Source organism: Nitrososphaera viennensis EN76 (assembly GCF_000698785.1).
Classification (GTDB): domain Archaea; phylum Thermoproteota; class Nitrososphaeria; order Nitrososphaerales; family Nitrososphaeraceae; genus Nitrososphaera; species Nitrososphaera viennensis.
Map to the genome: position 1 here is coordinate 2,220,535 of NZ_CP007536.1, position 26,998 is coordinate 2,247,532.

The following is a 26,998-nucleotide window of genomic DNA, read 5'->3' on the forward strand; positions in this document are numbered from 1 at the left end:
GATAAGGAGATTACCGTTTTATTCGGGGCCCGTGTTCCACCTGCTGTGCTATGATGCTGCGGCAGCAGGAACTGGAGCGTGCCTTGCACGATGCAGTAAGGGCTGTCTTGCCGGAAAAAAATGTCGCAGTCGCGTTTTCCGGCGGGGTGGACAGCACGCTCTTGTCTGTCATCTGCCGCGACCTTGGCAAGCAGGTGACGCTTGTGACGGTGGGGTTTCCCGGCTCGCATGACATCTCCTTTTCAAAAGAAGTTGCGTCAAAGATCGGCCTGCCGCATAAAGTGGTCGAGCTTGACCGTCTTGATTTCAAAAAAGACCTCGCGCACGTCCTGCAGACCGTGACATGCGGCAACACCTCTCATGTCGAAAACTGCATCGCGTACTATTACATCGCGCAGGCTGCCGGCAAACTCGGCCTTTCGGTGGTGGCAAGCGCCAACGGCTGCGACGAGCTTTTCTGCGGCTACAATGGCTACCGGGTAGTATATGACAAGGGCGAGCCTGCCATAATGGAGTACATGGAGTCCAAGATAAAAAACGAGCTTGTGCTGGTGCAGGAAATATCTGCCGTCGCAGCCGAGTTCTCGGTGCAGGTGCGCCAGCCCTTCCTTTCTGACGGATTTGTCGAGTTTGCAAAAAACAAGGTGCCCGTGGACCAAAAGATCAGGGGGGCAAATGACATGACACGAAAGCACGTCCTGCGCCAGGCCGCCCTTTCCCTGGGAGTGCCGGAAGAGTCGGCTCTCAAGCCAAAAAAGGCGCTGCAGTACGGCTCGCTCATACACAAGAACTACAAAGGCATCCGCTAGGGAAAAGATGAAATGAAAAAAAGCGTGGTCTAGAAAGAGACGCCTAGGGCCCCTTTACGAGTATGCCCTTGAGCTCCTGGTTGTCCAGAAGGGTGTCGATAAGCTTTTGCTGTTCTTCCTTTGGAAGTTCATTTGACATCTCCAGCGAGTCGATGGCCTTGAGCTTCCAAAAGTTGGTCAGCGCATTGTCGACGGTCATCTGCGAGTCGTAGACCACCTTACCAAACGCGGTGAGGGTGTATTTGCCACTCTTTTTCCTCACAAGACCTGACTTTGTCATCCTTGAGAGCCTGGAATAATACTGCTTGCGCGTGAGCTTGGTCTTGCCCTTGAGGCTCTCGCTGTCAATGCTGCCGTGGGCAATGGTTCTAAAAAGTTCCATTGATCTGTCGTCTGAAATGGTCCTGAGGACTGTGGCTGTTGTCTGGGACTTGGCCATTTTACATCTTTACTCATAATCGTGAGCGTATTATAGCTTAGGTAACTCTTGGCAGTAGTTATGGCCACAAAGTATCCAATTTTGGATACTTTGTGACGCTAAAATGCGCCGTTGTTGGTATATGCGTATGCCTAGATCATCACAAGTACTCCTATGGGAAGGCCCGAGAGCAGCATCAAGTCAAACGGAAGCAGCCTCTTGTGCTGTTTGCGAATAAAGTCCTTGTCCTTTGCGCCTTTTATCGTCTTTGACAGCCTGACGATCATCAGCGCCGCAAACGCACTTGAGAACGACGCCGTGACGATGCCTACGCCGTCAAGCGCATACATTGTCCAGGATATCCCTGCCATTCCCGCTACCATCATGATGCCCATCTTGATGGTGTTTTCTCTGCCTATGACGATCGGTATTGTTCGCCTCCCTGCGGCTTTGTCGCCGTCAACATCGCCTGTGTCATTCAAGACAGACGAGATAAACCTCATCGCGCCTAGCATGAATGCCGCGTGTATGAACACAACAGGGCTGCTGACAACAAGACCGAGGCTGTAGGCAGTTGTGGCGCCAAGAGCTGCGCAAAGCATGTAGTAGAGTGCTATCACGACTGTCTTGATGAGGAACCTGTCGTCAAGGGCAATTTTTGGTGCCGAGTACATGATGCCTATTGCAAGCATGGGGACGACAAGGATCATGCTCGCAAAATTGGCCGTCACAACCGACAGCACTACCGCCAGAACATTGGTCCACGTGATAAAGATCCATGCCTGCCTTTTGGTTACCTGGCCTGACGGCAGGGGCCTCTTTTTGCCATTAGCCCTGTCCAGCTCAACATCGAGAAGATCGTTGAGAAGGAACATTCCCGTTGTTATCAACAGGGAGATCAGGGGCAGCGGCACTATTCGTTGTACAAGGGTTGCAGCATTTGTCTCTGCCAGCATGGAGTCGATGGTTCCTGGGACCAGGAACAGCCCTGTCACCGTTGCTAGGGCATACACGATGCCCCACTTCATGCGTGACTGAAACAGGACAAGCTGAGAGCGTGCAAAAGAGACAGGGGTCTTTTGCCTGCTGCTGATTGGATTCAGACTTGTAATAGACATTGCACTGGCGTGAAAGAAATCCTGCGTAAAGTACTTTTTTTCAAAAAAGTTGCCAGTAATGGAAACAAATAAACCTTATTCTGTATTAACCTACACTAGATTTAAGGCAAGATTATACCCCAAGGTAATTTCCGGGTACGAGGAAACAAACCCAGTTTTATTGCTGGATGGAGCTACTTTTCCCTGACGCTGGTAAGAAGCCTTGGAATAACTGCGTCTTTGGCCAAACTGTGGTAGTAAGAGATGAGCCTCTCGGCAAGATACGGATCGTCATAATGAGATATGGCCAACGTGAATTCCTCCGGGTTGGTGTAGTTTGTAGTCTCGTAGCATACCATTCTTCCGTCCACCACCATAAAACTCGCGGGTATATCCCTCTTTGTGAGATCAAACCACGGGGATTTCACAAGAGCATTGACCATCTCAAAGGTCTCTCTGTTAGGCGGCGTCCTCAGGACGGCATTTAACCTGCTCTCTACGGAAATCTGCTCCGGAAGGCCGTCCATCATGTGCACCGTCAGCCCCTCGGAGATCTTTTTGAATATTATCTTTGCAAAGGTCGGATCGTGGTAGCGGGTAGCAAGGTACACTTCTTTCTGCGCAATTCCCAGAAGCTTTATGACTTCTGCCACCAGCTGGTTGTAGTTCTTTACTACCGAGAACCCTGACAGGTGGGTGGCGTTCACAATGTTTCTCAGGCTGCTGCTCTGGATTATCTCGTTTATAACAGACTCTTTCTGGTGCTGGGGAAAGTCTTGCCTTGTTTTCAGTACATCTACTGCCTTGAGGTTCCAGTAGTTTGCCAGCATTTCTTCCAGCGTCTTGACGTGGCTGTTGCACACCAGCGAGCCAAACGTGGTAGTGATGTAGATGTTTTCTCGCTTTTCAACCAGGCCTGCCTCCTTGAGGCGCTTGAGCCTGACATAGAATTGCTTTTTGCTTAGGTTGCCTGCGTAGCTGTTGGAAGAAGCCTTGAAACCTGAATAAGCCATTTTTAGAATGTTTACTGAATGCCTGTCTGCCAGTATGGAGAAAATGTGTTGTATGTTGACCGGCTCTGACATATGCGACTATGGATAATCCTCATAGTATATAAATATTCGACTTTTGTCCAGTTTGAGCAACTTGGCAGTCATAGGTTCCGCCGTGACATACCGCGATTTATGCCCTAATGGAAAGAACCCAGCCAGTCGCGTATTGCAGAAATGAATCTCGCTCTGGATTCTTCAGAGTATTTCGGGGAGTCCTGGTCAAAAAACATGGCGTCGTAGAACCAGTGGTCGCAGTCAAGCACCTTCAACTCCTTGTTCTGGGTGCGAAGTAGTTTAAGATACTCTTCGGACACTTGGAGATACACGTTCCTGTCCTTTTGTCCGTGCAGGAGGAGAACCGGGTCTACAATGTCTGCAAGCTCGGCAACCTTGCTGTTACGCGTTGCCATGATGTCGACCAGAAACCTGTACGAGTATTCTGTGTTCACCATTTTCTCGCGCACAACAACCTTCTCAAATTCCTCCCCGCTTATTTTCGCATATTGCGGCAGCACCTTCATCATGTCTGTGGTGCTGCGCGGAGTGAATAGCCGGCGCAATAATAGGTGGATGAACATGCCTGTGCTGGGCTCGGTGTCTGACCTCTTGATGTTGCCTATCCGTATGTACGGGCACATTATTATCAAGCCGTCCACGCTGTTCTTGAAGGAATGCGCGTACCAGAGGGCGAAGGTGGAGCCCATGCTGTGGGCCATTATGAACACCCGCGTCCCGCTTCTTTTCAGGTCGGTGACGATCTGGTTGATGGACTGGAGGCATTTCTCAAAATCCAGATCCCCTCTTGGACCTTCTGATTCTCCGTGGCCCGGCAGGTCCATGCTCAGCACGTTATATCCTGCCTGGGACAGCTTTGTCCCGACATAGGTGAATATCCTTGCGTCGGACGGTATGCCGTGGATGCAAAGGATCGTATCGTTTTTTGGATCCTGCGATGGAAACTCGATAACGCTTATCTTGCCGCTCGCAGTCTGGTAGTAACGATGATGATGGTGATGATAAGTCAAATAGAGGATCTCCCGCCCCTGCCCCTTCTTGTTATGTGTGTGGACAGCTTTGGCATAAGCATTCTGTTTACCGATTTGAATACCGGTATATTTTCCGCTGTCAGCTGCTTTTCTTTCCAATCACGCTGAAAAACCGCGCATAGGTTACAAAGCTGTCTTTCTTTCTAGAAAGCTGCTTTAGGTCCCTGAACATCTTGTCATACTCGCTTTCCTTCATCACGCCATGCTGCAGGATCGCCGGCTTTAGGCTGTCTGCTATCCTCCACCCAAGCGAACAGAGTGGCTCGTTGCCCATCATCAGGCAAGGCGCATAGCATTCTACGCTTGCATGAAGCGATTCCTCTACTGCCATCTTGTACAGCTTTCTGCCTGCAAGCGGGTCGCCCCCTGATTTTCTGACCAGAGTTACAAACGCCTCTCTGAGCGTGTCAACGCTTTCTTCGTGCGGGTGGGATAGCCACGAGTCCGGAGAATGATCAAGCTCTTGGATTATCACCGTTCCGCCGTCCCTGACCATGTCCTTCATTGCCCTGACTGCCTGCTTGGGATCCTTCAGGTGCACGAACATGAACCTCGAAAATGCAAGATCAAACTCGCCGCCCTTTGCCTGCGATGGTGATGGTGATGGTGACAGTATGTCTTGGTGGACAAAGCGGACATTGGGAAAGGTGTTGACGGTGCGGCAGTACTGCAGATAGTTGTCATCCACGTCTATGCCTGTAACATGCCCTTCTGTGCCTACTATCTGGGCCATCAGGCGAGTGACGGATCCAGAGCCTGAACCGACGTCCGCGCAATTCATGCCTTTTCCTATCCCTGCCTTTAACAGGGCATCTCGCGAAAAGGGCTCAAAAAATGACGCCTGGATGTCCAGCCTTTCGATCTCGCTTTTTCTGTTGCCAAGGACATAGCTGTCGGACATTATCTCATTTTCACCTTCCAAAGAAGAAGCATTCACGTGAGTATTCTAATGTGCGCGTTACTGTATACGGCAAAAATTGAGAAATTTCTCCACACGTCACTCCTGAAGTGATGCCATGCCTGTTCTTAACCTTTTTCCAAATCGACGGGCGCGCCATCTTCAATATAGGCCAATATAGTCTATATAGAAATGCTTGATATGCCTGATCGCCAGCCTCATATCCGTGCTGGCGTCAACAACCAAGCTTGATGTCTTGAAAATAAGTCCGATTTCAGAGCAGGTGGCCCGCTTGCAGGTGATTTCTTGCGATCTCTGCGGCTCGCAAAAGGCATCCCATGATGTTTATGTCAAGGGCGCAGTCGAAGACGTGCCCATGCTAAAGAGATGCTGCGACGGCTGCAAGTCGCTTCTCATCCAGTAAGCGCTTTTATCGCCCACATGCACGCTGCCGCTATTGCGGCGCTTGCCGGTATCGTTATCACCCACGCATAGATTATCCTCTTTCCGAGGCCCCACCTGACTGCCGAGAACCTCTTTGTCGCGCCGACGCCCATTATTGCGCCGGAAATAGCATGCGTCGTGCTCACCGGTATGCCGAGCCACGCCATCGAAGTCAGGATGGCGCCGCCGCCTGTCTCTGCGCAGAACCCCTGGTACGGCTTTAGGTTTGTCAGCCGGAACGCCATGGTCTTGACTATCCTCCAGCCTCCAAAGAACGTGCCAAGCGCGATGGCAGCCGCCGCGCTTATTATCACCCACAGCGGGACGACGAATTCTTTCGAGTTTAGCAGGCCGCCTGCAATCAGGAGCGCCGTTATGATGCCCATGGTCTTTTGCCCGTCGTTTGCGCCGTGCGTCAGCGAGAAAAACGCCGACGATGCTATCTGCAGCCTGCCAAACACCCTGTTGACCTTGCCGGGCACCTTCCTGCGCAAAAAGAACATTATCGCAAGCGCAAAGCCTCCTGCGACTGCAAAGCCCATGGCCGGCGACACCACCATGAACGTGAGCACTTTTTCAACGCCGGAAAACACCACGGCCTGCAGGCCTCCGACAAAGAGCGCCGAGCCTACCAGGCCGCCGATGAGCGCGTGGCTGCTTGACGACGGCAGGCCGAACCACCACGTTATGAGGTCCCACGCTATTGCGCCAAGGAGCCCCGCCAGTATGACGTCCACCGTCGAAAACTCGGGCATGATGATGCCCTTTCCCACCGTCGCGGCCACGGCCGTGCCAAAGATGAACGGGCCGGTAAAGTTGGCCGCGGCTGCAATCCCGACGGCATGGAGCGGCCTGAGCACCCTGGTGCCGACGACGGTCGCAATAGAGTTTGCCGCGTCGTGAAAGCCGTTTACAAAATCAAAAAACAGCGCCGCGCCGATTGCCCCGTAAACCACTAGGATTATGCTCTGGTCGGCCACTTTTGATCCTCAACCGTATTTCAGGCCGATGTCCTCAAACGTGTCGGCGACGTCCTGGCACCTGTTGACCGCGTCTTCCAATTGCAGGTATATTTCCTTGAACTTGATTATCTCTATCGCGTCGCTGGTCTCGAACAGTTCTGCAATCGCAAGCCTGTAGATGGTGTCGGCCTCGTGCTCGTACTTGTTGATGTTCCTGCAGTGCTCCACCAGCTCTGCAGAGTTTTTGAAACCTCGAAGGCGCGTCATCAGCAGGTGCACTTCCTGCGTGGCCGAAAGCAGGATCTTGGCAAGCTCTATCATGTACGGGGTCGGCCTGGTTATCTTGAAGAGCACGAACCTGTCTGCCGCGCCGTCGATATAGTCCAGTATCTCGTCCACTTCGCTTGTCAGTTTCGAAATGTCCTCCCTGTCGAGGGGCGTGACAAACGTCTTGTCCATTATGAGGTATATGCCGTGGGCTATCTCGTCGCCCCTGTGCTCGATGTCCTTTATGTTGACCTTGCGCTCGCCGACGTTGTCAAAACTTGAAACGAGGTCCACGAGGGCGTTGGCGGCCTTGAGAACGTTTGCGCCCTGCTCCTCGAGCGCGTTGATGATCTCTTTGTCGTTGGAGCGAATCCAAGAGAGAAAGCCACCGCCTGCCATTGTTCACCGGACTACGTGAATGCACTGTATAATATCCTATACTACATGATCTACATATTCTATATTGATTTTCTCTCTCTCTTTTTTCGCACTCAGATTGGTATCGTGACCTTCTCTATGCTGGCAGGATGCTTTTCCCTGTAGTGCCTCACAAGCTCCCTTACCGTGGCAAACGTCATCCTGCATTCCTCGCAGCTCTCTGCCGGATTCTTGGAAACGGAAAAGAGCGGCTTTTTGCTGACGCGGATCGTCCTGTTGCCTGGAAGCGATATTGCAAGCATGCCGCCATCATCCCAGCTCTTCAGGTGCTTTTCGAATTCCTCGTATGTCGAGAGGTTGAAGCATGCCACCGGGTCGTCTTCAAAGTCGCACGCCCTCTTTTTGGTCATGTATTCCTCGTGGATCTTGCGCAGCCACCCGTCGACTACTTCGGGGTTATCTGACAGTATGTCCTGCACGATCCTCAATGTGTACACGGCGATCTTGTTTTCCAGCGCGTCGTTTGGAACTATGAGGTATCCTTTCAGCTTCAGGCCCAGCGAGCCATCTTCAAACGCGTGCGTCATATGACACTGTCAGCACATTTCAAATAATTAAGCATTGCTTAATTGAATAATCAAGAATATTTGTGTTTAAACAAGATAATGTAATTTAATTTGCAAAATAATAGGATTTAAGATAAATATTGTAATCTGTTTTTTCTAAAATCTATGGACGGGTTTTTTGCAATATACTTTTGTTGGCGTACAAGCCGAGTTTCAAATCAACGCGTGAATAATTTCTTTTCCAGTTTTGACATGAAAATGGGCCTGTAATTGTCAAAATCGTCGTACGCGCCACAATAGCCCGAAGCTTCTTCATCGGAATGGCATGTCGCAGACCTATCGTCGAAATGCTTGCAAATACGCGCGTATTTGCACATCCCTGGCTTCATAATGCGCATTATGAAGATGGTGTGCATCACCGGGGAAATACCGACATCGTACGCGACAAGGGTCGAGCATTATTGCATTGACGCAAAACAAGACATAAAGGATTTTGTAGGAAACGCGGTCAAGGCCTACATCGACACCATTGCTCCTGCAAAGTTTCCTACCGGCAATACTGCAGCGAGCGCGGTTATCGAACAGGAATCATCCAAAATTGCCAGTCTGCCCCCCGCCCCGGAGGACCAAAATAACCAAGATCAGGAGGTAGAAGCTGCAGCCCAAAAAGTCGCATGTGAGCATTGTGGTAAAAAGAATGTCTGGTCAAGGGGGACCAGAAGAGGTAAACACAGATATCAGTGCAACGACTGCGGCAAGTATTTCAGTGTCTAGAGAATAATCTCTTGCTCGACCACTCATTGAAAAGGGGAAAGCAGGTTTGGGTTGAAGCCCGGTGCCTTTCACTTCATCCAAGCATCAGCTGACAGCTATGACATACAGCTTGTTTTCCTGCACAGGAACGTGGGAATGTTCCTGAATACTCTTTAGCTCGACAGTTAGTCTTTGACCTATCAATTCCTCTGGGAGATCGCCAGGGATCGCTATTCTGACCTTTGTAGTCTTGATTTGTCTATCAGGCAGGGTTATGGAGACATTATCCGGAAACGATGCCAACCTCTTAGTGTTATAGTAACACGTGGGGTCTTCGATTCCTTCAAACCGAAGTTTACTGTACCTCTGCAACAGCTCTGTGGAGGACAATGCCTGAGAAGCTTTTAGGGCGGCGGGATAGTCAGATGGCTCCAGCCTCATGACAACCTTCTCAGGGTTGAATTCTAATTCGCCTTCCTGCTGAGATGACGATGTTGGCGATATCCTTTGAAATTCAACCGATTTTTCTTGCTTATCCTTTACTCCTCCTTTTATGTACACCATTTTTATCGTGACATCTACTGACCAGCCTCTTTGACCAAGCGCCGTCAATATACATCGCCTACGGAAAGATTTGTCGATGAAATGCCTTTCAGACGGAGCTAGATATATTTCGGAAGATTTACCATATCCTCCAAATTCTCTGCCAAAGAATTCGGCTTCGTCCGTTCGAGACATCTCTTTAAGATAGGAAGAGACATCTCGTAAATAATAGCTTTGGTGGCGAATTTCATGTTTCTTTAAAGTACTCTCATTGCTTGCCCACATGGTCGCTTGTAAAAGGTGGCCAAATGCCCAATTTTCTCACCTGACATTCTTGTCATATCCGACTGTCAAGACCAAATTCACCGTTGTCACCACTGTTGACGCTTCGACGCTACAGGGCGCTGAGACATTAGTGCAGTATGAATAAGTTACAACAAATTGTATTGGCTCATCAGTTAGTCCGAAGAGATTTTCTGCAGGAACGTTATTGAATGTAAATATCTTGTCGAGATTTCCGCCAGAGGTTGCGTCGCCGCCTGTCCATTGAAATTCCTCGAAATAGGGCACCCCTACGCCATAGATGCTGATAGTCCCACCCAGAAAATAATGCGTCTGACCAAGGTACAGGACAGTTTCCGGGTATCTCGTGAAGATGCTAGTATCGACGCACTTGATAGGTATCAATCTAGAGGCCATACAGCCATGAAGATCCCATCTGCCTTTGGTGTTGTTATTCACTGGATCAGGTGTTTCTAGGAAAAAAGTATAACCTTCCAATGGCTTCGGATTGATATGTCTGTCGCAGTGGAAGTCCTTACTGACATGGAAGTTACAGGTCATTGGGTTTGAAAGGCTGAATTGGCCATCCGAGCGCAGTGTATAGGGCGAGGAATTGCCTTCTCTCAAGAGGATTCCAGTCGACATAGTTGTTGCAATTTTGGCCGTAAGCTGATCAGGAGATTGGAAGATTGTTCCATATGTAGTGTTAGGTGTCTGCCAGCCAGTTGTTGCATTTCTCAAGGTTTCGTACAGATTGCCGCCGCTGAGGGTGAAGATGTGCACGTTATCGTCTGGAGTTATCGAAATGGCAGGAATCGAATGATCGAGAGTACTGTCTGCGGTCTCTACTCCGGCGAATGTACCATTGCCGTAAAATTTGGCAACCTTTAACGTCCCATGGTTTCCGCTTGTCAGATAGGCAACGAAAGCCATCCTGCTTGAATTGGACGAGAAACCATCCATCGTATCTGACGCAATCTGCTTTGTGGTATTGCTTGACAAACAGGTAAAACATCCGCTCCAGAAATCACCCCAAGGATTGGTCCCGGTTCCGTTGTATACTTGCCATCCTAGATGATCCCAACCGTATGCTGTGTATACCTTCAACATTTTACCCGAGTCCAATCTTGTCAATGTTACCGGAATCTCGTTTGCGCCGGTCATTCCAGTGAATTGTGTTGGCGACGGGCTAGGTATCCAGCTCCACCCTCCATCCTTTGACCAGTAGTCCTGCATGTACCAGTTGCCACCCGTCTTGAAAGTGTACGTCACGAAAATAGTCCCGTTCGTACTCGATGCGGCAGCAGTTGTCGCACAGATTCCCCCTGGAAGACATGAATTGTCAGTCGTTTCAGTTCTTAATGCTCTCGTGCTAAAGAGGGAGAGCGATTTGTCATGAATCACGAATGTCTTTGCATAAAGCGTATTGTCAGAGTGATCCTCTTGGACATAGACCAAAGTTATCCTCTCAGTAGAGTTGTAGTGCGTGTAGGCGATTGTCCACTTACGACTGTCAGAGCCAAGAATCCCCGTACCTGTCGATGTCGCGCTTGCAGACCAGGTGCGGCCTAGGTCTTTTGACGTTTTGTATACTATGTTAAATCCGCCATCATAAAATGCGAACTGGGTATGGTTGCTTGACTCTACCAGCCTTCTCTCACCTGCAAATGATTCGGACGAGAGTGGCGAATTGAAAATAAGGCTATCCTGCATGACCGTTCCAGGTTCAAGCAGCCCAAACACTACGTTGTAGGGCGAACCAGTGCTCTCCCGCCACATTCCTGCCAGCGCCCCATCCAAAACAATAGCTCCTGAAAGCTGGTCAAGTGATGTAAAAGTGGTTCCAAACGGATTGAATGGAGCCTCCCATACTCCTGCGATTTTCCTTGTAACATACACCTTGCCGTTGGATATTGAAAGGATGTTTAGATCACCGTTCGGGTAGGAAAAGATGGATGGTAGATTATGCCTGAGCGTACTATCCACGGTTTCAATTGTTGAAAATGTGCCATTTGCGAAGATTCTTGCAATCTTTACGATCCCTCCGGCACTTGCCGTAACATTGGTGTATGTGACCACTCCCTGCCCGGTAGCGTCAACAGTGGAGGAAATCTGCTTGTAAGTGTTTGAAGCCATTCCGGTTCCCGTAACCGTTTGAACAGTACCCCAAGAGGTACCGTTAAAAATCCTGTAATACAAATCCGCGCTGTCATACTTCAAGTACGCAAACAGCATCTTGGTAGAATCTAGCGGAGTTAGCGTCAGCGCAGGCCGATAGATGCTTACACCTGTGACTTCAGCCAATGAATCAGACCAGGTAGCTCCTCCATTGGTTGATTTTTTGATTCCGTACGAGAAATATGTCGCCCCAGACGCTACCCACTTGAATGCAGCATAAATAGTTCCATTTCCATCGACGGCGGTTGCTACTCCCACGCAGGACCCTGATGCAGAAATGCAGCCGCTGTTAACTGTGGTGCTACCGATCTGTACCGGTGAGCCCCAGCTTATCGATGCGGATGGCCACGTTACATTGCCTCTTATAGAATAGAAGTTTGTATTGTTTCCAACAACATGCCAGTAAATCACGTTTATGCGCTCTCCACCGCTTTGGATGTGATGCACTACCGTCCATCTGTGCTTATCAGAAGCGACAGTGCCTGTTCCAAGCGAAAAAGCTGAACTCCAGGTATGCCCTCTGTCGTCCGATGTCCTGTAGACAATGTTTGAACTGTCATAGTAGAAGGCGTTTAGTCGAGTGTTGTTTGTAGTTACTATCCTTGTTTGGCCCTCAAAGTAGTTGCCGATTTCAGGAGAGATGAAGGTGTTGGTTCCGCCCACAACGTATGGATCGATAAGGAATGGTTTTCCGCCGCCAGCACCTACAGGGATCGTTAGTAAAGATGTCTCGACGTCAAAATCAACTTGATACCCGGAGTCGATAGCATCAGACCAGTCAAGTTCCAACCCTTCAGGCTCATATTCATTATTCCCCGAGACTATACCTTCCACGCCTTGTACGTCAAAGTCAATTTTGCTATCGGTCGTAGGTGAGGAATGAATTACCCGGAGTTTGTCGTCCTGGACAATAGAGTTATTGTCGCCATCATCTATTGCTAGCTTTATTGAGGTAGCATTTGCGCTTGTGCCCGCGATAAAGAACTCGTACCTATCTTCATAGCCTCTTGAATTTTGTGCAGGTCTCCAAAAGATGTCGTACTGCTTTTCTGCTCCAATGACTCTTTGGTCCACAACGCTACTGTTCTGCCATAGCGAAAACGCGCCTTCAGACGATGGTATTGAGAGAAGATACCTGTAACCTCTGCTGTCTTGGACTTCAGTAGAGCCGTCAGTATTCCATGTTATGGTCATGGTCACTTCCGAGTCGGTCATCCCCTCAAACATCAGAGTCGGATAAGTAACAGACCTTGTTATGCTGCTGCCATTGGATTGGACAAGCGGCTCGCCAGATATCTTCACCAAACTACTGCTAGAAGTCTCGGTTAGATTTGCCATTGGCAAGATAGTCTCTTCAGGTTCATTTTCAGTAGATGTCGAATTGGTATCTGTCGAGGAAGTCGAATTGCCAGTTTCTTCACCGGAGGTCTGGGTCGTATTGCCAACATGGGTGCTGTCAGAAGTAGTAGCGTCACTAGGCTCCTGGCTTGAAGAATCTGATATCGTATTATTATTTCCAACCTGCTCCCCAGTTTGGCTGCGAGTATCGGTGCTGTTTGAAGACGATGATGAGGACGAGGAAGAAGAGGCAGCAGATTCACCTGATGAAGTTGAATTCTGTGCGCTGGCGTTCATGGCGACATTAGAAACAAGGGATAGCAACAAAACAACAATCAGAGCAAACGAAAGTGACAGTTTCAGGGCGGCCGTTGTGCGATCCGGTGTTCCTCCACTTCCTCCACGAGGCATATGTCGCCTAGTAATGAAGCTTCTCTAATATTGTTAGCTAAGATTTTGTACGTACGCGAGGTACGTATTATTTAACTCACGCGCACAACCAGAACTGTAACTGGCTCACTTCGACAACTCTTCTTGCAAAGGTGGTGCCCCGTTCTGTAAGGATGACGTACCTTCTTTTTCCCTTAGTTCTAATTTTGACAAATCCTCTCTGCTCCAGACGCGCTAAAAGTACATTGCATCTCTTGTGGTTTGTCCTTGACAGCATCGCTAGATTCGTCACTGTAATGCCATCATTTTCTATCAACACCTTCATGACTCTGGCAAGGTAGCCGATGCGGGTCTCGGGTGAAGACATGGCGTCCGAGCTGTGGAACAATTATATAAAGAATTCTCATATAGGAGAATGTAACACTTATTTTCTTATTTTGGAGGACCATTTTCTGCAATTTTGGTGATTAATGAAAGCTCAAATTCGCTAATGTGTATTTCAGCATCTAAAATCAGGGGCTAGAAGGAATTGGAGTTGACAGACAGTGAACGGGCTGCAGAGTTTTACAAAATCCTCAAGAGGCAGGAATATCGAACGAAAAGACTGCGAGGGCATTGACCCGCCTATTTCAGTACATGATTCAGGACAGGGCCATACCCCTGTCGAAGGAAGAGTTGGCGATTTGGAGAAGCCTTAACGTCATCGACCGGGAAGGGTATGTCCTAATGGACGACCGCTACGAGATAAACAAGGGGGTATTGCTTTCAGAAGTCTATGAAGGCGGATTGTACAGGATCATCGGCGACGATGGAAGAATCCTATATGTGTCACCAACCAGAAAGAAAAAGCCGGATGATTGATTTCCTAATGCTTGTTAAATCCTTGGCCGGTAGTCGTTGCCTCGTTTCCATAGTGGGCTTACGTCAATCCTATTCTCGAACTCTTTCTACGTTTGTGATAATAGTATGCCACGGACGCCCCTCCGCCTATGATTACCACTGCTGCTACAACTAAGGCCGTGGTAGTAGCGGAGAAGCCGTCAGGTTGCAAGACTCCTTCTACTAGGACGGTAGTAGCGCGTGCATCACATGCCTGGCATTGAGGCGAACTGGCGTCTATTGTGATGGCATTTCCTCCTAATTCTTGGATTACTGCAGAAGGTTGTATCTGAAAGGTGCCTTGCTTTAGGAAGCGTATGCCAAATTCATAGGGTATCGATTCGCCAGCCTTTAGATTAAAAGGACCTTCCAAAGCCGTCCTCGAAACCACAATCCAGTCGTCACCTTCCAAACCGTAGATTTCAGAGACACTGACACGACCATATCCCTAGCGACCAGATTTGCGACCGAACCTTTGAGTGTGACAATTCCACCAGCATCTATCGTTACTGCGGCTGGCTCTATATTCTGAAATTGAAGAATGGATGATATGCCGCCCCCTCCTTCTTCCTGGGCAAATGAATACTCGAATCCTGCTACTAGCATAGCGGCAAACAATGACACAACCAACGGGGCTTTGGTCAATCCAAATATCTCCCCGTATCTTGCAAAAAACCACGAAATACTCTTTTTCATATAAATTCACTGTGCGAAATTGAAATAAAAAGAGTTTCAAATCAACGCGTGAATAATTTCTTTTCCAGTTTTGACATGAAAATGGGCCTGTAATTGTCAAAATCGTCGTACGCGCCACAATAGCCCGAAGCTTCTTCATCGGAATGGCATGTCGCAGACCTATCGTCGAAATGCTTGCAAATACGCGCGTATTTGCACATCCCTGGCTTCATAATGCGCATTATAAAGCTGGCAGCGGATAACAATGACATGGTCAAAATCATGCAGAAGCGTGGGAATTAATCCCATGTTGCACAGCATCATGAAAACCTGTGTCCGATAGATATAGAAGCAAGTTGTTATGGCATGGATGAATAAAATATAACAAAAAGGAGGGAAAAGGCCTAGGCCTTTCTGTTCGCCTTTATGTCCCAGCCTCCTGTCACCGGCGCGCCAAGCGAGCCGTCAGGGTTGACAGGATAGTACGTGAACTCTATCTTGGCAAAGTTGAGCGAGAAGCTGTCCGTGGGGACTGCTCCTGAACCGCCTCCTTGCTGGTACGACGAGACGAGCACGTCCGTCAGCTTGATCTGGAGGAACTGCTGGCCCTTTTTGCCGCTCACCTCGCCTGTGAGCACGACCTGCTTGATGTGCTCGCCTGTAGCCGTTGCAAGCATCAGCTTTGGAGACGACTTGTCGATATTTTTGGTAAAACTGATGTCCTGGAACGACACCTTTCCCGCGCCTCCACCGCCGCCCGTGCTTGGCGAGCCTGTGTTGGATGCGCCCCAGCTGAACGATTCGACGTTTATCTCGCCTTTGTGCTTGTCATTTGTTGACTCTCCTTCAATGCCGTCTATCTTTAAAAAGTAGTCGACCGTGGCAGCATCGGCAGAAGGCATCCCGAGCAGCGCCTCGCTGGCCGGGAGCTTTTGCGATGAAAAAGAAGGTGCCACTGCGACGTACCCTGCAAGAATCGACGCAACAACTGCAACCGCTACCGCTACTACTGCTGTCATCTGCATCTTGCCTAGGTTTGGCATGGCGACGGATGCTGGAGAATAGATATACCTTTTCTGAAGCTCGGCTCTATAAAATAGCTAAAAAGAAGGAGGGGAGTAGGGGAAGAAGCCCTACTTGGGCAGCTCTATCTTTTCTGCTGTTGCCGCGATCCTCGGGATGGACCCAAGGTCGACGCACGGCACCTGCTCCAGCGCGACCGCCGCGGTGTCGGACGCGCCATAGCCCGTTATGATGCCAAAGCCGTTAGTGTGCTTGGGGTACACCCTCAGCTCTATCGCAAACGAGCACTTTTGGTGCGCGCCGAGCATCTCCCCAAACGTCTTTTCGGCGGCCTTGGCGTTTGCCGCGTTGAGCGGGCTTGGGATCGGCGGAACCGTCGAGGGGGCGTTTGTCGTGCCGGTCTCTATCGTCCCGCTTGTGTCGTTGAGCCCGCGCACGAACCACAGGTTGTAGCTGTGCATGAACTTGTTGACGTGGAACGCATAGAACCGCACAGTGAACTTGTCGCCGGAGCACCCTGTCAAAAAGAGGCAGCTTCCCTCCACAGGCGCGTCGTTCTTGCGCAGCGCGACAATGTCCCCGTAGCAGGCGACGTTGTCTGCGTGGAAAATATGGACAAGGGCGGCATAGTTTACCGCGTCGGTGGCAGTCTCTGTCGACCAGCGCCTGAAAGTGAACGGCTTGTCGATCCCTGCTCCCATTGCGCCTGCGGGCTTGATCCTGTTTCCTGCCGCATCAAACACCTCGACTATCACAAGGTGCTTGCCATTGTCGTGCAGGGTCGTGTTCCACGACTGGTGGAACTGGAACCAGAGCCACCCGCCGTCCGGCGCGTCGGACTCGTACGGGATGAGGTACAGCCCAGAGTTACTGCCGACCGCGTTTGGCCCGAGCGCTACTGCCTCCGTCTGCAATTGCGTCCCGACCCACTTCCACCGGCTCCATGCTACAGGATCTGTCAGCACCTGCGGCACGCCGTCAGGGTCGCCGGAAGAGTTTGCCTTTACCACGCTTACCCTGTAGTATTTCGCGCCTGTGCCCTTCATGCCTTCGTGGAACTTGAGCCTGAAGCTGAGCGTCTGGCCCCACGGCTGGCCTGTGTAGTTGTTGTTGACAAGGCCGTCGCCGGGGTTTGCCGTCAAGACGCCAAGCTCGCTGTCCTGCACGGGGCTGACAAGCTTCCAGCTGGGGATGTAGCCGATGTTTTCCAGCATCACAAAGTTCGTGCCCGGGTCGGGGACGTCGCTTCCCGGGTTGCAGGCGCGCCCCTTCCATGTGCGCAGGTGCGCGTCGTCGGACGCAGTAAAGTAGTCGTTCGTGGTTGAGCCGTCATAGATGTACACCCACTGGTTGTCCTGCCACTGCCTGACCTTGTAATAGTAGGTTACCCTGCATCCTGCTCTTACAAACGGCCGCCAGTAGCAAAAGCTGAACTCGCCGTCCTCGTTCACGGGCGTCTCGCCGACCTTTCTCGTGCTGCATGTGCAAAAGATCGGGTAGAGGTAATAGTGCGCGTCAATGTACGCAAGCCTGTCCTGTTGCGGAAGCGACATCAGCATGTGGTAGTCTTCTGCCAGCTTTTCAGGCGGGTTGCCTAGCGGTACTTTGGCGCCTGTTGCGCGCAAGAGGCTGGCGGCCTTTTCCACCTGCCTGATTGGCACGGGATCAGGGCCGGGCCCCGGCCAAGGACCTATGGGCCCGGGATCAGGGTCCGGGATTGGAGGGACGCGCTTTATCAAATCTTTGAGCCTGTCAAGTATGTCGTCGATGTCAAAGGGCGGGCGCAGCCTGCAGCAGCATGTCTTTTCATATACTTCGACAACGGCGTTGCATATTGGCGCGCATATGGTAGGCAGCGTCAACGACGGCGCGATTGCTTTTGATATTTCTGGCCTGAGCGTCAGGGTGTCCGTAAACGTCGTCGACTTTGCAAGAATCTTTGTCGCTGTCTTTGCAACGGCAATGTCTCCAAGCAGCCATGGCCTTGGCCTGCACCTGTGTACGTCGCCGTGCACACAAACTATGGGCAGAATCCAGTCGCGCCATTTGGGCGTGATAGAGATCACGCCCGTTCTGGACCACTCGGCGACCTTCTCCCTTGGCCTGAAGGTGACAAGCATTTCCCTTGTCACTTCTTTTTCGTCAATGTCCGGGCCAAAGCCGTAGCCGCTTCCCTCCTTGATGTTGCGGGCTAGCTCTGAAAGCTGGACCTTGTTTCCCTGGATGGGCCCGACTTTTCTGATAACGCCCTTCTCTACTGCAAAAAGGGCTACGCGTGGTGCCTGGTCTTTCTCGGTGATTCCGAGGAACCTTAGTTCTAGAATTTTGTCGTTATTGCTGTTGTTGGTAGCAGGTATCCTTGAGGCTGCCATGTCCTCTTGGAAGATCCCCTTTATTAAAGAATAGTAGATGTAGTCTCTAGTAAATAGTATCTTGCTATGCAAGTACCCGAGATAAGACAATCATGACCATAGATCACTTTTAAGTTCTGTAGAATCCTTGGATGTTAGAATCGAGTGTTGACTTTCTGGTGGTTCCTAATTGCGTGAGTAATGTCCCCTCTAGTGGACATTTTGACATAGAGTTTGCCTCCATTAGATATAATAGTAACAATCTTCTACTCTCGGGCATGCTAGATGGTAAAGACGACACTTTACAAGTAGCAAACCATCGTACCAAGGGCCTGGTTATAGGAGCATTGACGATCGCATTGCTTCTTGCAATACCTGCCCACGCCGCGATTCAGCAGGCTGATGCCATCAGTGTTTCCTCCGACACCACTCTGCCTTCTGGAGGATCAGACTACTGTACATCGAGTACGTCCGACCAAACGATACTTTCCGTGACTGTGGCAAACAGTAACGTCAAGCTTGATGTCGCAACGCTGGCAGGATACGTCGCGACCCAAGGCGGTAACAATTATGGAAACTTGGAATTAAAACTTAAGACCGCCGGAGTTCAGGTGGACTGGGCGAACATTGAAGCACAGAGTTCCGACCTGAGAGACAGAACAGCTGCATTATCATGGTCTGTAACCACCTCGAGTGCTCAAACAGTAACAGCTCGCAATGGCGACATAGGTAGTTCAGACACAGTCTGTGTAATCACAGGTACGGCTGAACTTTTCGTGACATACTAGGGGATGATGGAAAAATGAAAGAGAATATCGAGAAATTCAAAGGTAAGAAAGCATACGCAATAACAGCAGTGGTAGGAATCGCGGTGATCGCAAGCATCCTAATCCTTGCAACAACGAGTATCCCAATCTCGCAAGTGAATGCCGTACCACCGGCCCCGGACACTGTTCAGACCAATACCGTCGAAGCTCAATTATCACCATCAGAGCTAACGGGTAGAATGACTCTCTACATACTTCCACTGGAGTACGGCCAGAATTATCAATCGGGTAGAATAGTTAACATCGTCAACAGTCTAATACCGAACATGGCGGCATCTCACTACACAGACCTAGGATTTTCGCTGCGAGGACAATACGCTGATGAGCCAGTCGTGTTGACCGAACAGAACATTCCAGAAGACCTGCGGCAGAATTTCAAGCCTGGTGATGCTGTTAAAATGACTGTAATAAAGCACCCTGCCGATACCGTGAAAGTGTACGTCGACCCAGATGTCAGGAAGCCAGACGGCACACCTGTAACCGTTGACGACATCAGCCCAGATTGGCAATTCGGGAACGGTATTACATGCTGTGGATTTTCACTGAAGGATGGCACAGATGTAAGTGCGGTGTTCTTTGTGGTCGATCAGGCTTATGATGCACAAGTCATGAAACAACTCGATGCAATCAAAACTACAGCCGCAAGTATGACATACTAAGCCCGGGTCAAAACGACCCGCTTCATTTTTTATTAAATTTCATTAAACCTTGCGCCTTTACCGCCTTTTCAAGCATCTCTTTCCGTCCTTTAACATCTAGGCCAGCGACCTCTCCCGGCGTCTTTCCATCGAGTGCCATGTGCGGCTTTACGAAATTGTTGTACTGTATTCTTTGCCCTTCTTCCAACGGTGTCTTGTACGACTTCCAACGCCTTGAGAGAGTCGCCACGAATCTGGTCAGGGATCTGACCATTAGCATTCTTGATCGCTTCTTGAAATACTCTGACAGACGTTCCAATGTCGCGTTTTTGGAAATGCGCAAGTATACAACGGCTGCTTCACTATTCAACTACAATTTTCCTTTGCCAAAGATATCCTTCTTGGAAATGTAAACAAGGCCATTGAACTAGCAGATAGGATGCCAGAAAAGATAGACGGTCAGTCAGACCATACCCAAAATGCAACACCCAAAGATAACACCCAAGGATTCTATAGGATCTTGTTTAAATGAAATCCGTTATCCTGGACGGCTTCCTGCGGGACTTGCGTTCAATTCTTGTCCTGGCTTTTTGCTGCATTTCGCTCAACTCGCCTCTCATGGCCAGGAACTGGAGCGCGTTGCGCGGCGCGCCGGCGTTGTAGTGGTTGTTAAAGTAGGCATACGTCACAGGGACCTGCGCCTCCACCTCTTTCAGCTTGTCAACCCATGGCAGCAGTTCTTCTTCCGAATAGGTGTACTCGTACCAGACGGGCTTGCCCCTTCCGTGCCACCTTATGTACGCATGAGTTGATGAGGTCACGACGATCTTTGACAGAAACTCTATCGGGGATTCGGTTATCGTGTTTGCGACATTGTGTTTCTTTAGCAGATCCCACATCTCCTTTCTGTCCCACGACTCGTGCCGGAACTCGACTGCAAAGTGTATGTGAGAAGGCAACAGTCCCAGAAAGGATTCCAGCCTGCCTATCTCGTCATAGGAAAAGCTGGGCGCAAGCTGCACAAGCAGGCAGCCGAGCTTGCCTGCGTCCTCCAGCGGCTTGATGACGTCCAGGAACTTTGCCAGGTCGTCCTCCGCGCCGCCTGCAAGGCGCCTGTCATGCGTTATCGTCTTTGGGAGTTTCAGCGAGAACTTGAACGACAGTCCTGTCGCCTTTTCCCATCCCTTCACCATCGACTTGGTCGGCATGCGGTAGAACGACGAATCGACTTCGACCGTGTCAAACACCTTGGCGTAAAACGGGAGCTTGGCAACCCTGTTGTTTGGGTAGAAAAGCCCTACCCATTCCTGGTAACTCCACCCGCTGGTGCCAAGGAGCAACAGCTTTACTTCATGGCGCTGGGATATTTATCTGCCTACTGCTATTACTACTGCTGTTGCCTTGGCTTTTTCAGGAACATCTTGGCCACTTCGGGCAGCGCAAAGGCATAGTGTATGTGGCTGCAGTCCTTGGACTCGCACAGCCCGCAGTAGAGCGTCCTGTCCTTCAAATAGACTTCCGCTGTCTTGCCTGCCTTTGAGTCGCGGATGAACAGTATGTTGTCCTGGTACCCTATCTTTGAGAGGTAGGGCGCGTAGCTCTGCAGGAACCTGTCGCGCTCTATGGCTTCAACGAGCACAGAGTTGATGTATTCCTTGGTATTCCAGTGCATTTTTTCTGCAGCTGACTTCATGACCTCGTACGTCTGCTTGAAGATCTCGACCGTTATCACTTCCTTGCCGCCGCGCTTGACCATGTACAGTAACATGTTGCGACATGCTTACTTATATAATTTCTGTATGTGGTAACGTGCTATAACATGTTACAACATATTCCTTTTAATACCAGAATGCGACCTGACGGTAGTATTGTCGGCTGAAAGGATGGCTCTTGAAGAGTATGAATATGCCCTGCAGCAGGCGCGCCTTGCACACGGTGAAGTGAAAAAGTGGATAATCTATGCAGGCGAGCAGCTGGAAATAGCCGGCGTCCAGAAGGAGAAAATATCCACAAAATTGCGAAATGACCTGCCGGGCGTCTCGGCCGATTACATAAGCCAGATCTGTAGCCAGATGGGGTGGACGGACAGGCGTTTTCCCCCGGGGTTGAGAAAACTAAGCCTGAAAATAGTTCCACTCCTTCTGCTTCTTCAGAGCAGCCGCAACAAGTCCACAATGATGATAATAACAAGGCAGCAGCGGAGGAGGAGCCTGACAAGGCAAGGTGCAGCAAGGAAAACCAGCCCTATATCGACCACCTGCAGAGAAAGATCGAGTTTCTGCAGGACGTGCAAAAGAAGCTCCGCGACAGGCCATTTCTGTCCCTGCTTGAGAAAAAGCAGTACGACGAGTACATCATGCTTGCAGACAGGGCGGAAAAGCTTGCGCGGGAGGCCTGGGATGCAAGGCAGACCATACCTGTTGCCACGCAGTTTTACCTTGCGCAGATAGTGGCGACCTGTACAATCAAGCACGGCGCAAGCGAGTACGTTTCAAAGGTCAAGGACCTTTTTGGGCTGACGAGCAAGCAGGTCACCAAGACGCTCAAGGGAGTAGTCCGCGACGTGCACTGCCTCTACGAGCCGACAAACAGGGCAGAGGCCCTGATGGACGGCTTTTACGGCAGGCCATGCGAAAAGTGCGGCAACTGGCGGGTGAAATGGGAAAACGGCATGTGCCATTGCTTCCACTGCGACAGCGACTACCGCGCAAAAGCCGAGAGGCTGCCGCTGGCAAGGGAACAGGGCGAGTGGTCCAACTAGCTCTTTTGGTTTGCAAAATGCCATCAAAATCTGAGGTACAGGATGATAATTCTAAAATACAGGCCCTGAAGGGCAAGCCATTCTGGATCTGGAGCAAGAAAAAGCATGCAAAAAAATCCAAAGACTGCTGTTGCTTTAACCACATTGTCGGCCTGCCCGTCAAAAACGGCAGGGCCATGCCTATGTTTGACTATGAGAAAAAGATCCACGACCTGCTTGCAAAAAAGGGAAGAAAAGAGAAACAGAAGGACAAGCACCTGTGGGTGAAAAAAGCCACAGGGCTTGGGGTGACTGAACTCCTGCTGAGGTACATGGCCTGGCTGTGCTACCGTGACGATTCGTGCAGGGGCGCGCAGATGTGCATCGTCACCGGCCCGAACAAGGAGCTTGCCAAGGGGCTCATAACCCGGCTAAAGGAGATCTGCAAGGACGTTGAAAAGCTGGAGTCAAAAGAGACGGTGGTCGTCCTGAACGGCTGCAGGATAGAGGCTTTTCCGTCGCACCACCTCGACGCGATGCGCGCCCTTGCCAGGCCGGCGTTCATACTCCTTGACGAGGCCGACTTTTTCCCGCCAAAAGAGCAGAAAAACGCCCGCGACGTCGCAGAGCGCTACATAGCCAAGAGCGACCCGTACATAGTATTGGTGAGCACGCCCAACATGCCCGGCGGCCTGTACGAGAGCATAGAAAAGGAGGCAGAAGCGCAGTGCATCTACCACAGGCTCCACCTTGATTACAAGGCCGGGCTGAACAAGATCTACACAAGAGCCGAGATTGAAAAGGCGCGCAAGTCGCCAAGCTTTGAAAGAGAGTATAACTTGAAGTACGGCTACGGCACAGGCAACATTTTTCCCTACCAGCTTGTGGACGCCTGCGTCATGGAATATGACCCTGCGCTGCAAAAGGGCGCATCGGACAGGGTGCTTGCCGTGGACCCTGCCTACGGTTCCAGCAAGTTTGCCTTGGTAGGCATTGAGCGGCTGGACGAAATGCTGTACGTCAAGGAGGCAAGGCAGTACGAGCGCCCGTCTCCTGCCGCCATGCTCGAGGTGGTTGCCGAGTTTGCCCGCCAGTACCCGACTGTGCTCGTAGACTCGGCGCATCCGGGGCTAATCAGGGACTTGCAGGAAAAAGGGGTGGACGCACAGCCGGTAAACTTTGCAAAAAATCTTGCCGACATGACAAGTGCGGCGGCGCGGGTCGTAACGGAAAAGAAGGTAAGGATACACCCTGCCTTTACGGATCTGCAGTACCAGCTAAAGGCGGCAGTGTACAATGATAAAGGCCACCCGGACAAGCGCAAACTGTCGTTTGACCTTGGCGATTGTATGTTGATGCTTGCCTATTATTGCCTCCGCCAAGATGGATTATTCATGGCCGAGATCTGACCCGTTTTCTTGCATATCATGCAGGATCAATAGTTCTCTTTCAGGACAGCCTTCTAATCCTCTCCAGCATGGAAATCACGATTGAACAGCCAATATCTGTACAGCATGAAGCAGACTTGAAGGCAGCGATCCAGGACAAGCTCAAGGAGTGGGACCTGCGCGAGCCGGCCGTGTCCATCAAGGTGCGCAGCGCGCTTACGGAACAGGAAAAGACTGCGCTGCTTGTATTGATAAGGAACTTTTACGTGTCGCACGGGTATCCTAACCCTACAATGGGCACAAGCTAGCAGCGTGACAAGCATCCGTACGCCACAATAATAATAACAACCGGACGGGCCAGGGCGCTGCATCATGCACCCGATTAATCCTTAAGCGCTTGGCCGAGACCTGATCAGTTCTCTTTTTTCCGCCTGCACAACCTCAATCCATGCTCAAGCTAGTGCTTACGCAAGGGTACACATTTGCCGCAAACGACTATGGCCGCCCGTACGCCTTCAGGATATACAACGAGGACGACACGCCGTTTGACGCGACCACGTACGGCCTGCCAACAATCAAGGTCTTTGGCATTTCTGGCAACGCGGCCATACAACCGCTGGCAGGCAGCTGGACCGCACAGAACCAGGGAGCAGGCGCGTTTTCCTTTGCGCAGTCAAACTGCCTGACTGCATCCGGCCCGCACTACATTGAAGTCCAGCTGGAAAAGCCCGGCGTGGCGACAAGCACCGGGCGGCGCAGGATAACAGTCACGCCAAGCCCATAGTTCTCTTTTCTTTTTGCCTGCATTGAAGATGCGTGAACCTGCGTTTCTGGCGGCCAAAGCAAGAGGTCTATGGCGTCACGCTTTCAGAGCCGAGTACTAACTCGTCGTCCCAGGTCTCTGACTATTCGCAGTACCAGCTGTACGTCAGGCCCGAGGTCGACTTTCAGACGTGCTACGAATACTACCGCACAATAGGCAAGGTGCAGAACGCCGTCGAGTCGTACGTCGCCGAGATCCTGTCGCGGGACTGGTACTTTGAGGGCGCGCAGGAAGGCGTGCAGGCGTGCGAAGAGTGGGAGGACCGGTTCAACCTCTCGCGCATCATCGAATACATTGTCCGCGACTGGCTCGTATGCGGAAATTCCATCATCGGCATCTCTGACTGGCAGCCCGTGCAAATATCGTCGATAGCAGGCGTAAGGCGCAGCCCGTACGGGATTGCAGAGCAGTTCGTGCAGGTAGTCAACGGCCGGGAGGTGCCTCTTGACGCGTCGCGCTTTATCCACACGCAGTACATCGAGGTAAACCGCGAGGCGTGGGGCATCGGCATGTTCCACTCGCTCCTGACAACGTTTGACTATGGCAGCAGGAAAAGGTCGCTTCCGCACCTGGAGATCTACCGGCGGCAGATACAGCTTTTCTACAAGATACTGGAAAGGTACGGCTCGCCGGTGACCGTGTGGTTCTTTGAGAACGTGGCCAAGGCCGAGTTTGACCGGCAGGTCGAGGAGCTGCGGGCGCTGGAGCCGGGCGACAGGCGCATACTTTCAAAAAAGGTCGAGATAGCGACAGAGACTGTCGACGCGCGGGGCAACCTCATCAACGCGACGTCGCCGGTGATAAACCAGGAAATCGAGGCAGGGTTGCAGACGTCTGCGAACCGGCTGATAACGCAGCCGAGCGCGATGGCAGATGCCAGAATAGGATCAGAGTACGATGACTCGAAAACTACTGCGATCATGGAAAAGATCAGGCGCGTAATGAATGTCTTGATAATTCCAAAGATAACGTTAGCAAGAGTGGAGTTCAAGTGGGGCAAAAAAGACAACTTTGAATTTGATTTCAATCAGTTATTGCAGGCCAAGAGCGCCGGATTTGTTTCTTCAGAAGAAGGCAGGGCGATCCTGCAGTCTGTTGGCTGGAAACTGGATGACAATCTTTTCAACGCACAGCAGCAATTACAAAAGCAGGAAGACTTTCGTTTTTTAAATGAAAGAGTGCGGCATATAATTTGCAGCACTCTTCAGGAATTCAATCCATACCACGATGAACGCGGCCGTTTTGCTAGTGCTACAGGCGCCACTAATTTCTCTGTCGTAGCAACAAAAAGACCAAGAAATTCAAAAGTCAACATAAATGAGCCCATTATACAATCTGAAACACCTACTGAGCAACACAGAATTAGAGCAAGAAAAAGTGATACAAAACTTTCCCAACAAGATTAGTGAAGAAACTGCTACAGAGCAGATCTACAAAGCAGAAAAGATAAGAGAGCAGTTTGTAAATTTAGCCGACAGGCAAATTGATGATATTTCCGCAGCATATCCTGATGCAGAGGTGACTGCTAGAATAAAAGATAGTTCGAGTATGGTTGAAAAAGTTTTGCGCAAGCCGAATCAATACAACGATGTATCGCAATTACAAGATACACTAGGTGTTAGAGTAGTTACTAAAGATCTGGATGAACTTGAAACGATCACATCAGATCTAACAACTAGATACGAAGTTGTATCTGAGGTTAGTTATGTTGATGTACCAAAGCTAGATGGCTATAGAGGCTATCATCTAAATGTAAAAGACAAATACACAGGTCTTGTGAATGAGATACAGATAAGAACAAAGAATCAAGACAAGTGGGCGGATCTTATGCACAATAGAGTTTACAAACCGTCAAAGGAATTAGAAGAGAGAGTCAGAATGAATCAAGATTCAATATACAAATATGCAAATGAACTTTCAGACTATTATTACAGACTTGATTCAGGCGAGAAAAAAGTTAAAAAACCTGAAATATCTAAAATAATTAGAGACATACTAGGAGATGACTAACACGGATAATTTCATCACAAAGATGTTAGATGATGTTGACAGGCATACACCCAAAACAGGCTATAATCTTGTTGTGATAGATGATTTCGAGCCTTTTGGTGAGCAGCTCTATACCTTAGGACACTACGAGACCTATGAAGCAGCTCTTGCAGCCCAAGAACAACTTAGTGGCAACACTGTAATTTATCCACACAAGCGCGAAAAAGAATGATTGAAAAGCATC

Annotated in this window: 31 protein-coding genes; 14 read left to right on the forward strand and 17 right to left on the reverse strand. The window is 50.2% G+C overall.

The features are described from left to right. Window positions 1–50: 50 nt before the first annotated feature. Complete coding sequence (locus NVIE_RS12620) at window positions 51–809, forward strand: asparagine synthase C-terminal domain-containing protein (RefSeq protein ID WP_075055570.1); 759 nt, start codon at window positions 51–53, stop codon at window positions 807–809. A gap of 43 nt (window positions 810–852) precedes the next feature. On the opposite strand, the gene NVIE_RS12625 is transcribed toward NVIE_RS12620, so the two are convergent. The 5 genes from NVIE_RS12625 to NVIE_RS12645 form a co-directional block, all read right to left on the reverse strand. Further along, entirely contained in the window at window positions 853–1,248 is a 396-nt protein-coding gene (locus NVIE_RS12625) for a hypothetical protein (RefSeq protein ID WP_075055571.1), read from the reverse strand. Window positions 1,249–1,379: 131 nt separating this feature from the next. Beyond that, entirely contained in the window at window positions 1,380–2,345 is a 966-nt protein-coding gene (locus NVIE_RS12630) for a UbiA prenyltransferase family protein (RefSeq protein ID WP_075055572.1), read from the reverse strand. A 173-nt stretch (window positions 2,346–2,518) separates the two neighbouring features. After that, window positions 2,519–3,409: a hypothetical protein gene (locus NVIE_RS12635; RefSeq protein WP_075055573.1), complete on the reverse strand. Its 891-nt coding sequence runs from the start codon at window positions 3,407–3,409 to the stop codon at window positions 2,519–2,521. A 104-nt stretch (window positions 3,410–3,513) separates the two neighbouring features. After that, window positions 3,514–4,401, reverse strand: coding sequence for an alpha/beta hydrolase (locus NVIE_RS12640; protein ID WP_075055574.1), 888 nt, complete (start codon window positions 4,399–4,401; stop codon window positions 3,514–3,516). A 100-nt stretch (window positions 4,402–4,501) separates the two neighbouring features. Continuing rightward, on the reverse strand, window positions 4,502–5,323 hold the full coding sequence (locus NVIE_RS12645) for a methyltransferase domain-containing protein (protein ID WP_075056199.1): 822 nt from the start codon (window positions 5,321–5,323) through the stop codon (window positions 4,502–4,504). 193 nt (window positions 5,324–5,516) lie between these two features. Between NVIE_RS12645 and NVIE_RS12650 the strand changes: the two genes are divergently transcribed. Continuing rightward, entirely contained in the window at window positions 5,517–5,744 is a 228-nt protein-coding gene (locus NVIE_RS12650) for a hypothetical protein (RefSeq protein ID WP_075055575.1), read from the forward strand. Here NVIE_RS12650 and NVIE_RS12655 read toward each other — a convergent pair. From NVIE_RS12655 to NVIE_RS12665, 3 genes are all read right to left on the reverse strand, one after another. After that, a complete protein-coding gene (locus NVIE_RS12655) occupies window positions 5,734–6,744 on the reverse strand; it encodes an inorganic phosphate transporter (protein WP_227717380.1) in 1,011 nt (336 codons plus the stop codon). The two genes, NVIE_RS12650 and NVIE_RS12655, sit on opposite strands and share 11 nt — an antisense overlap. 9 nt (window positions 6,745–6,753) lie before the next feature. Next, window positions 6,754–7,392: a DUF47 domain-containing protein gene (locus NVIE_RS12660; RefSeq protein ID WP_075055576.1), complete on the reverse strand. Its 639-nt coding sequence runs from the start codon at window positions 7,390–7,392 to the stop codon at window positions 6,754–6,756. A 92-nt stretch (window positions 7,393–7,484) separates the two neighbouring features. Continuing rightward, the gene (locus tag NVIE_RS12665) at window positions 7,485–7,958 is read right to left on the reverse strand and encodes a hypothetical protein (protein WP_075055577.1); all 474 of its coding nucleotides are present in this window, start codon (window positions 7,956–7,958) and stop codon (window positions 7,485–7,487) included. A 378-nt stretch (window positions 7,959–8,336) separates the two neighbouring features. Here NVIE_RS12665 and NVIE_RS12670 point away from each other — a divergent pair, with 378 nt between their 5' ends. Then, complete coding sequence (locus tag NVIE_RS12670; RefSeq protein WP_144239725.1) at window positions 8,337–8,711, forward strand: hypothetical protein; 375 nt, start codon at window positions 8,337–8,339, stop codon at window positions 8,709–8,711. 84 nt (window positions 8,712–8,795) lie between these two features. On the opposite strand, the gene NVIE_RS12675 is transcribed toward NVIE_RS12670, so the two are convergent. Then, window positions 8,796–9,428, reverse strand: a complete 633-nt coding sequence (locus NVIE_RS12675) for a hypothetical protein (protein WP_144239726.1) — start codon at window positions 9,426–9,428, stop codon at window positions 8,796–8,798. Between the two features lie 126 nt (window positions 9,429–9,554). Continuing rightward, window positions 9,555–12,908 (reverse strand): sialidase family protein, encoded by a 3,354-nt coding sequence (locus tag NVIE_RS12680; RefSeq protein ID WP_158435237.1) that lies wholly within the window; start codon window positions 12,906–12,908, stop codon window positions 9,555–9,557. A gap of 52 nt (window positions 12,909–12,960) precedes the next feature. Between NVIE_RS12680 and NVIE_RS14980 the strand changes: the two genes are divergently transcribed. Further along, the gene (locus NVIE_RS14980) at window positions 12,961–13,470 is read left to right on the forward strand and encodes a hypothetical protein (protein WP_144239727.1); all 510 of its coding nucleotides are present in this window, start codon (window positions 12,961–12,963) and stop codon (window positions 13,468–13,470) included. 48 nt (window positions 13,471–13,518) lie between these two features. Here NVIE_RS14980 and NVIE_RS12685 read toward each other — a convergent pair whose 3' ends face one another. Then, a complete protein-coding gene (locus tag NVIE_RS12685; RefSeq protein ID WP_144239728.1) occupies window positions 13,519–13,788 on the reverse strand; it encodes a helix-turn-helix domain-containing protein in 270 nt (89 codons plus the stop codon). A gap of 248 nt (window positions 13,789–14,036) precedes the next feature. On the opposite strand from NVIE_RS12685, the gene NVIE_RS12690 reads away from it, so the two are divergent. Next, window positions 14,037–14,282 (forward strand): hypothetical protein, encoded by a 246-nt coding sequence (locus NVIE_RS12690; RefSeq protein WP_075055582.1) that lies wholly within the window; start codon window positions 14,037–14,039, stop codon window positions 14,280–14,282. Window positions 14,283–14,651: 369 nt separating this feature from the next. On the opposite strand, the gene NVIE_RS12695 is transcribed toward NVIE_RS12690, so the two are convergent. From NVIE_RS12695 to NVIE_RS12705, 3 genes are all read right to left on the reverse strand, one after another. Beyond that, on the reverse strand, window positions 14,652–14,996 hold the full coding sequence (locus NVIE_RS12695; protein ID WP_075055583.1) for a hypothetical protein: 345 nt from the start codon (window positions 14,994–14,996) through the stop codon (window positions 14,652–14,654). A 383-nt stretch (window positions 14,997–15,379) separates the two neighbouring features. Beyond that, on the reverse strand, window positions 15,380–16,018 hold the full coding sequence (locus NVIE_RS12700; RefSeq protein ID WP_227717381.1) for an Hcp family type VI secretion system effector: 639 nt from the start codon (window positions 16,016–16,018) through the stop codon (window positions 15,380–15,382). A 90-nt stretch (window positions 16,019–16,108) separates the two neighbouring features. After that, window positions 16,109–18,370 carry a hypothetical protein gene (locus NVIE_RS12705; protein ID WP_144239729.1) on the reverse strand — a complete coding sequence of 754 codons (2,262 nt, stop codon included), beginning with the start codon at window positions 18,368–18,370 and terminating at the stop codon, window positions 16,109–16,111. Window positions 18,371–18,543: 173 nt separating this feature from the next. Here NVIE_RS12705 and NVIE_RS12710 point away from each other — a divergent pair, with 173 nt between their 5' ends. Next, the gene (locus NVIE_RS12710) at window positions 18,544–19,137 is read left to right on the forward strand and encodes a hypothetical protein (protein WP_158435238.1); all 594 of its coding nucleotides are present in this window, start codon (window positions 18,544–18,546) and stop codon (window positions 19,135–19,137) included. A 14-nt stretch (window positions 19,138–19,151) separates the two neighbouring features. Further along, the gene (locus NVIE_RS12715; protein ID WP_075055586.1) at window positions 19,152–19,835 is read left to right on the forward strand and encodes a hypothetical protein; all 684 of its coding nucleotides are present in this window, start codon (window positions 19,152–19,154) and stop codon (window positions 19,833–19,835) included. A gap of 22 nt (window positions 19,836–19,857) precedes the next feature. On the opposite strand, the gene NVIE_RS15635 is transcribed toward NVIE_RS12715, so the two are convergent. From NVIE_RS15635 to NVIE_RS12730, 3 genes are all read right to left on the reverse strand, one after another. After that, window positions 19,858–20,022 (reverse strand): hypothetical protein, encoded by a 165-nt coding sequence (locus NVIE_RS15635; protein WP_158435239.1) that lies wholly within the window; start codon window positions 20,020–20,022, stop codon window positions 19,858–19,860. Between the two features lie 316 nt (window positions 20,023–20,338). Continuing rightward, on the reverse strand, window positions 20,339–21,154 hold the full coding sequence (locus NVIE_RS12725) for a DUF72 domain-containing protein (protein ID WP_075055588.1): 816 nt from the start codon (window positions 21,152–21,154) through the stop codon (window positions 20,339–20,341). A gap of 47 nt (window positions 21,155–21,201) precedes the next feature. Beyond that, a complete protein-coding gene (locus NVIE_RS12730; RefSeq protein WP_075055589.1) occupies window positions 21,202–21,570 on the reverse strand; it encodes a hypothetical protein in 369 nt (122 codons plus the stop codon). Between the two features lie 321 nt (window positions 21,571–21,891). Between NVIE_RS12730 and NVIE_RS12735 the strand changes: the two genes are divergently transcribed. The 7 genes from NVIE_RS12735 (at window position 21,892) to NVIE_RS12765 (ending at window position 26,986) form a co-directional block, all read left to right on the forward strand. After that, complete coding sequence (locus NVIE_RS12735) at window positions 21,892–22,575, forward strand: hypothetical protein (RefSeq protein WP_075055590.1); 684 nt, start codon at window positions 21,892–21,894, stop codon at window positions 22,573–22,575. Window positions 22,576–22,592: 17 nt separating this feature from the next. Next, on the forward strand, window positions 22,593–23,963 hold the full coding sequence (locus NVIE_RS12740) for a DEAD/DEAH box helicase family protein (protein WP_075055591.1): 1,371 nt from the start codon (window positions 22,593–22,595) through the stop codon (window positions 23,961–23,963). 116 nt (window positions 23,964–24,079) lie between these two features. Next, complete coding sequence (locus NVIE_RS15640) at window positions 24,080–24,250, forward strand: hypothetical protein (RefSeq protein WP_158435240.1); 171 nt, start codon at window positions 24,080–24,082, stop codon at window positions 24,248–24,250. 140 nt (window positions 24,251–24,390) lie between these two features. After that, on the forward strand, window positions 24,391–24,726 hold the full coding sequence (locus NVIE_RS12750; RefSeq protein WP_075055593.1) for a hypothetical protein: 336 nt from the start codon (window positions 24,391–24,393) through the stop codon (window positions 24,724–24,726). A 32-nt stretch (window positions 24,727–24,758) separates the two neighbouring features. Continuing rightward, complete coding sequence (locus NVIE_RS12755; protein WP_075055594.1) at window positions 24,759–26,171, forward strand: phage portal protein family protein; 1,413 nt, start codon at window positions 24,759–24,761, stop codon at window positions 26,169–26,171. Continuing rightward, window positions 26,143–26,775, forward strand: coding sequence for a RelA/SpoT domain-containing protein (locus NVIE_RS12760; protein WP_075055595.1), 633 nt, complete (start codon window positions 26,143–26,145; stop codon window positions 26,773–26,775). Before NVIE_RS12755 ends, NVIE_RS12760 begins: the two co-directional genes overlap by 29 nt. Continuing rightward, complete coding sequence (locus NVIE_RS12765; RefSeq protein WP_075055596.1) at window positions 26,768–26,986, forward strand: hypothetical protein; 219 nt, start codon at window positions 26,768–26,770, stop codon at window positions 26,984–26,986. Before NVIE_RS12760 ends, NVIE_RS12765 begins: the two co-directional genes overlap by 8 nt. Window positions 26,987–26,998: the final 12 nt, after the last annotated feature.

Coding starts and splice junctions, on each gene's coding strand:
- NVIE_RS12620 (WP_075055570.1), top strand. CDS start 51: ATGATGCTGCGGCAGCAGGAACTGGAGCGTGCCTTGCACGATGCAGTA.
- NVIE_RS12625 (WP_075055571.1), bottom strand. CDS start 1,248: ATGGCCAAGTCCCAGACAACAGCCACAGTCCTCAGGACCATTTCAGAC.
- NVIE_RS12630 (WP_075055572.1), bottom strand. CDS start 2,345: ATGTCTATTACAAGTCTGAATCCAATCAGCAGCAGGCAAAAGACCCCT.
- NVIE_RS12635 (WP_075055573.1), bottom strand. CDS start 3,409: ATGTCAGAGCCGGTCAACATACAACACATTTTCTCCATACTGGCAGAC.
- NVIE_RS12645 (WP_075056199.1), bottom strand. CDS start 5,323: ATGTCCGACAGCTATGTCCTTGGCAACAGAAAAAGCGAGATCGAAAGG.
- NVIE_RS12660 (WP_075055576.1), bottom strand. CDS start 7,392: ATGGCAGGCGGTGGCTTTCTCTCTTGGATTCGCTCCAACGACAAAGAG.
- NVIE_RS12665 (WP_075055577.1), bottom strand. CDS start 7,958: ATGACGCACGCGTTTGAAGATGGCTCGCTGGGCCTGAAGCTGAAAGGA.
- NVIE_RS12670 (WP_144239725.1), top strand. CDS start 8,337: ATGAAGATGGTGTGCATCACCGGGGAAATACCGACATCGTACGCGACA.
- NVIE_RS12675 (WP_144239726.1), bottom strand. CDS start 9,428: ATGTCTCGAACGGACGAAGCCGAATTCTTTGGCAGAGAATTTGGAGGA.
- NVIE_RS12680 (WP_158435237.1), bottom strand. CDS start 12,908: ATGACCGACTCGGAAGTGACCATGACCATAACATGGAATACTGACGGC.
- NVIE_RS12685 (WP_144239728.1), bottom strand. CDS start 13,788: ATGTCTTCACCCGAGACCCGCATCGGCTACCTTGCCAGAGTCATGAAG.
- NVIE_RS12695 (WP_075055583.1), bottom strand. CDS start 14,996: ATGAAAAAGAGTATTTCGTGGTTTTTTGCAAGATACGGGGAGATATTT.
- NVIE_RS12700 (WP_227717381.1), bottom strand. CDS start 16,018: ATGCCAAACCTAGGCAAGATGCAGATGACAGCAGTAGTAGCGGTAGCG.
- NVIE_RS12705 (WP_144239729.1), bottom strand. CDS start 18,370: ATGGCAGCCTCAAGGATACCTGCTACCAACAACAGCAATAACGACAAA.
- NVIE_RS12715 (WP_075055586.1), top strand. CDS start 19,152: ATGAAAGAGAATATCGAGAAATTCAAAGGTAAGAAAGCATACGCAATA.
- NVIE_RS12730 (WP_075055589.1), bottom strand. CDS start 21,570: ATGGTCAAGCGCGGCGGCAAGGAAGTGATAACGGTCGAGATCTTCAAG.
- NVIE_RS12740 (WP_075055591.1), top strand. CDS start 22,593: ATGCCATCAAAATCTGAGGTACAGGATGATAATTCTAAAATACAGGCC.
- NVIE_RS12750 (WP_075055593.1), top strand. CDS start 24,391: ATGCTCAAGCTAGTGCTTACGCAAGGGTACACATTTGCCGCAAACGAC.
- NVIE_RS12765 (WP_075055596.1), top strand. CDS start 26,768: ATGACTAACACGGATAATTTCATCACAAAGATGTTAGATGATGTTGAC.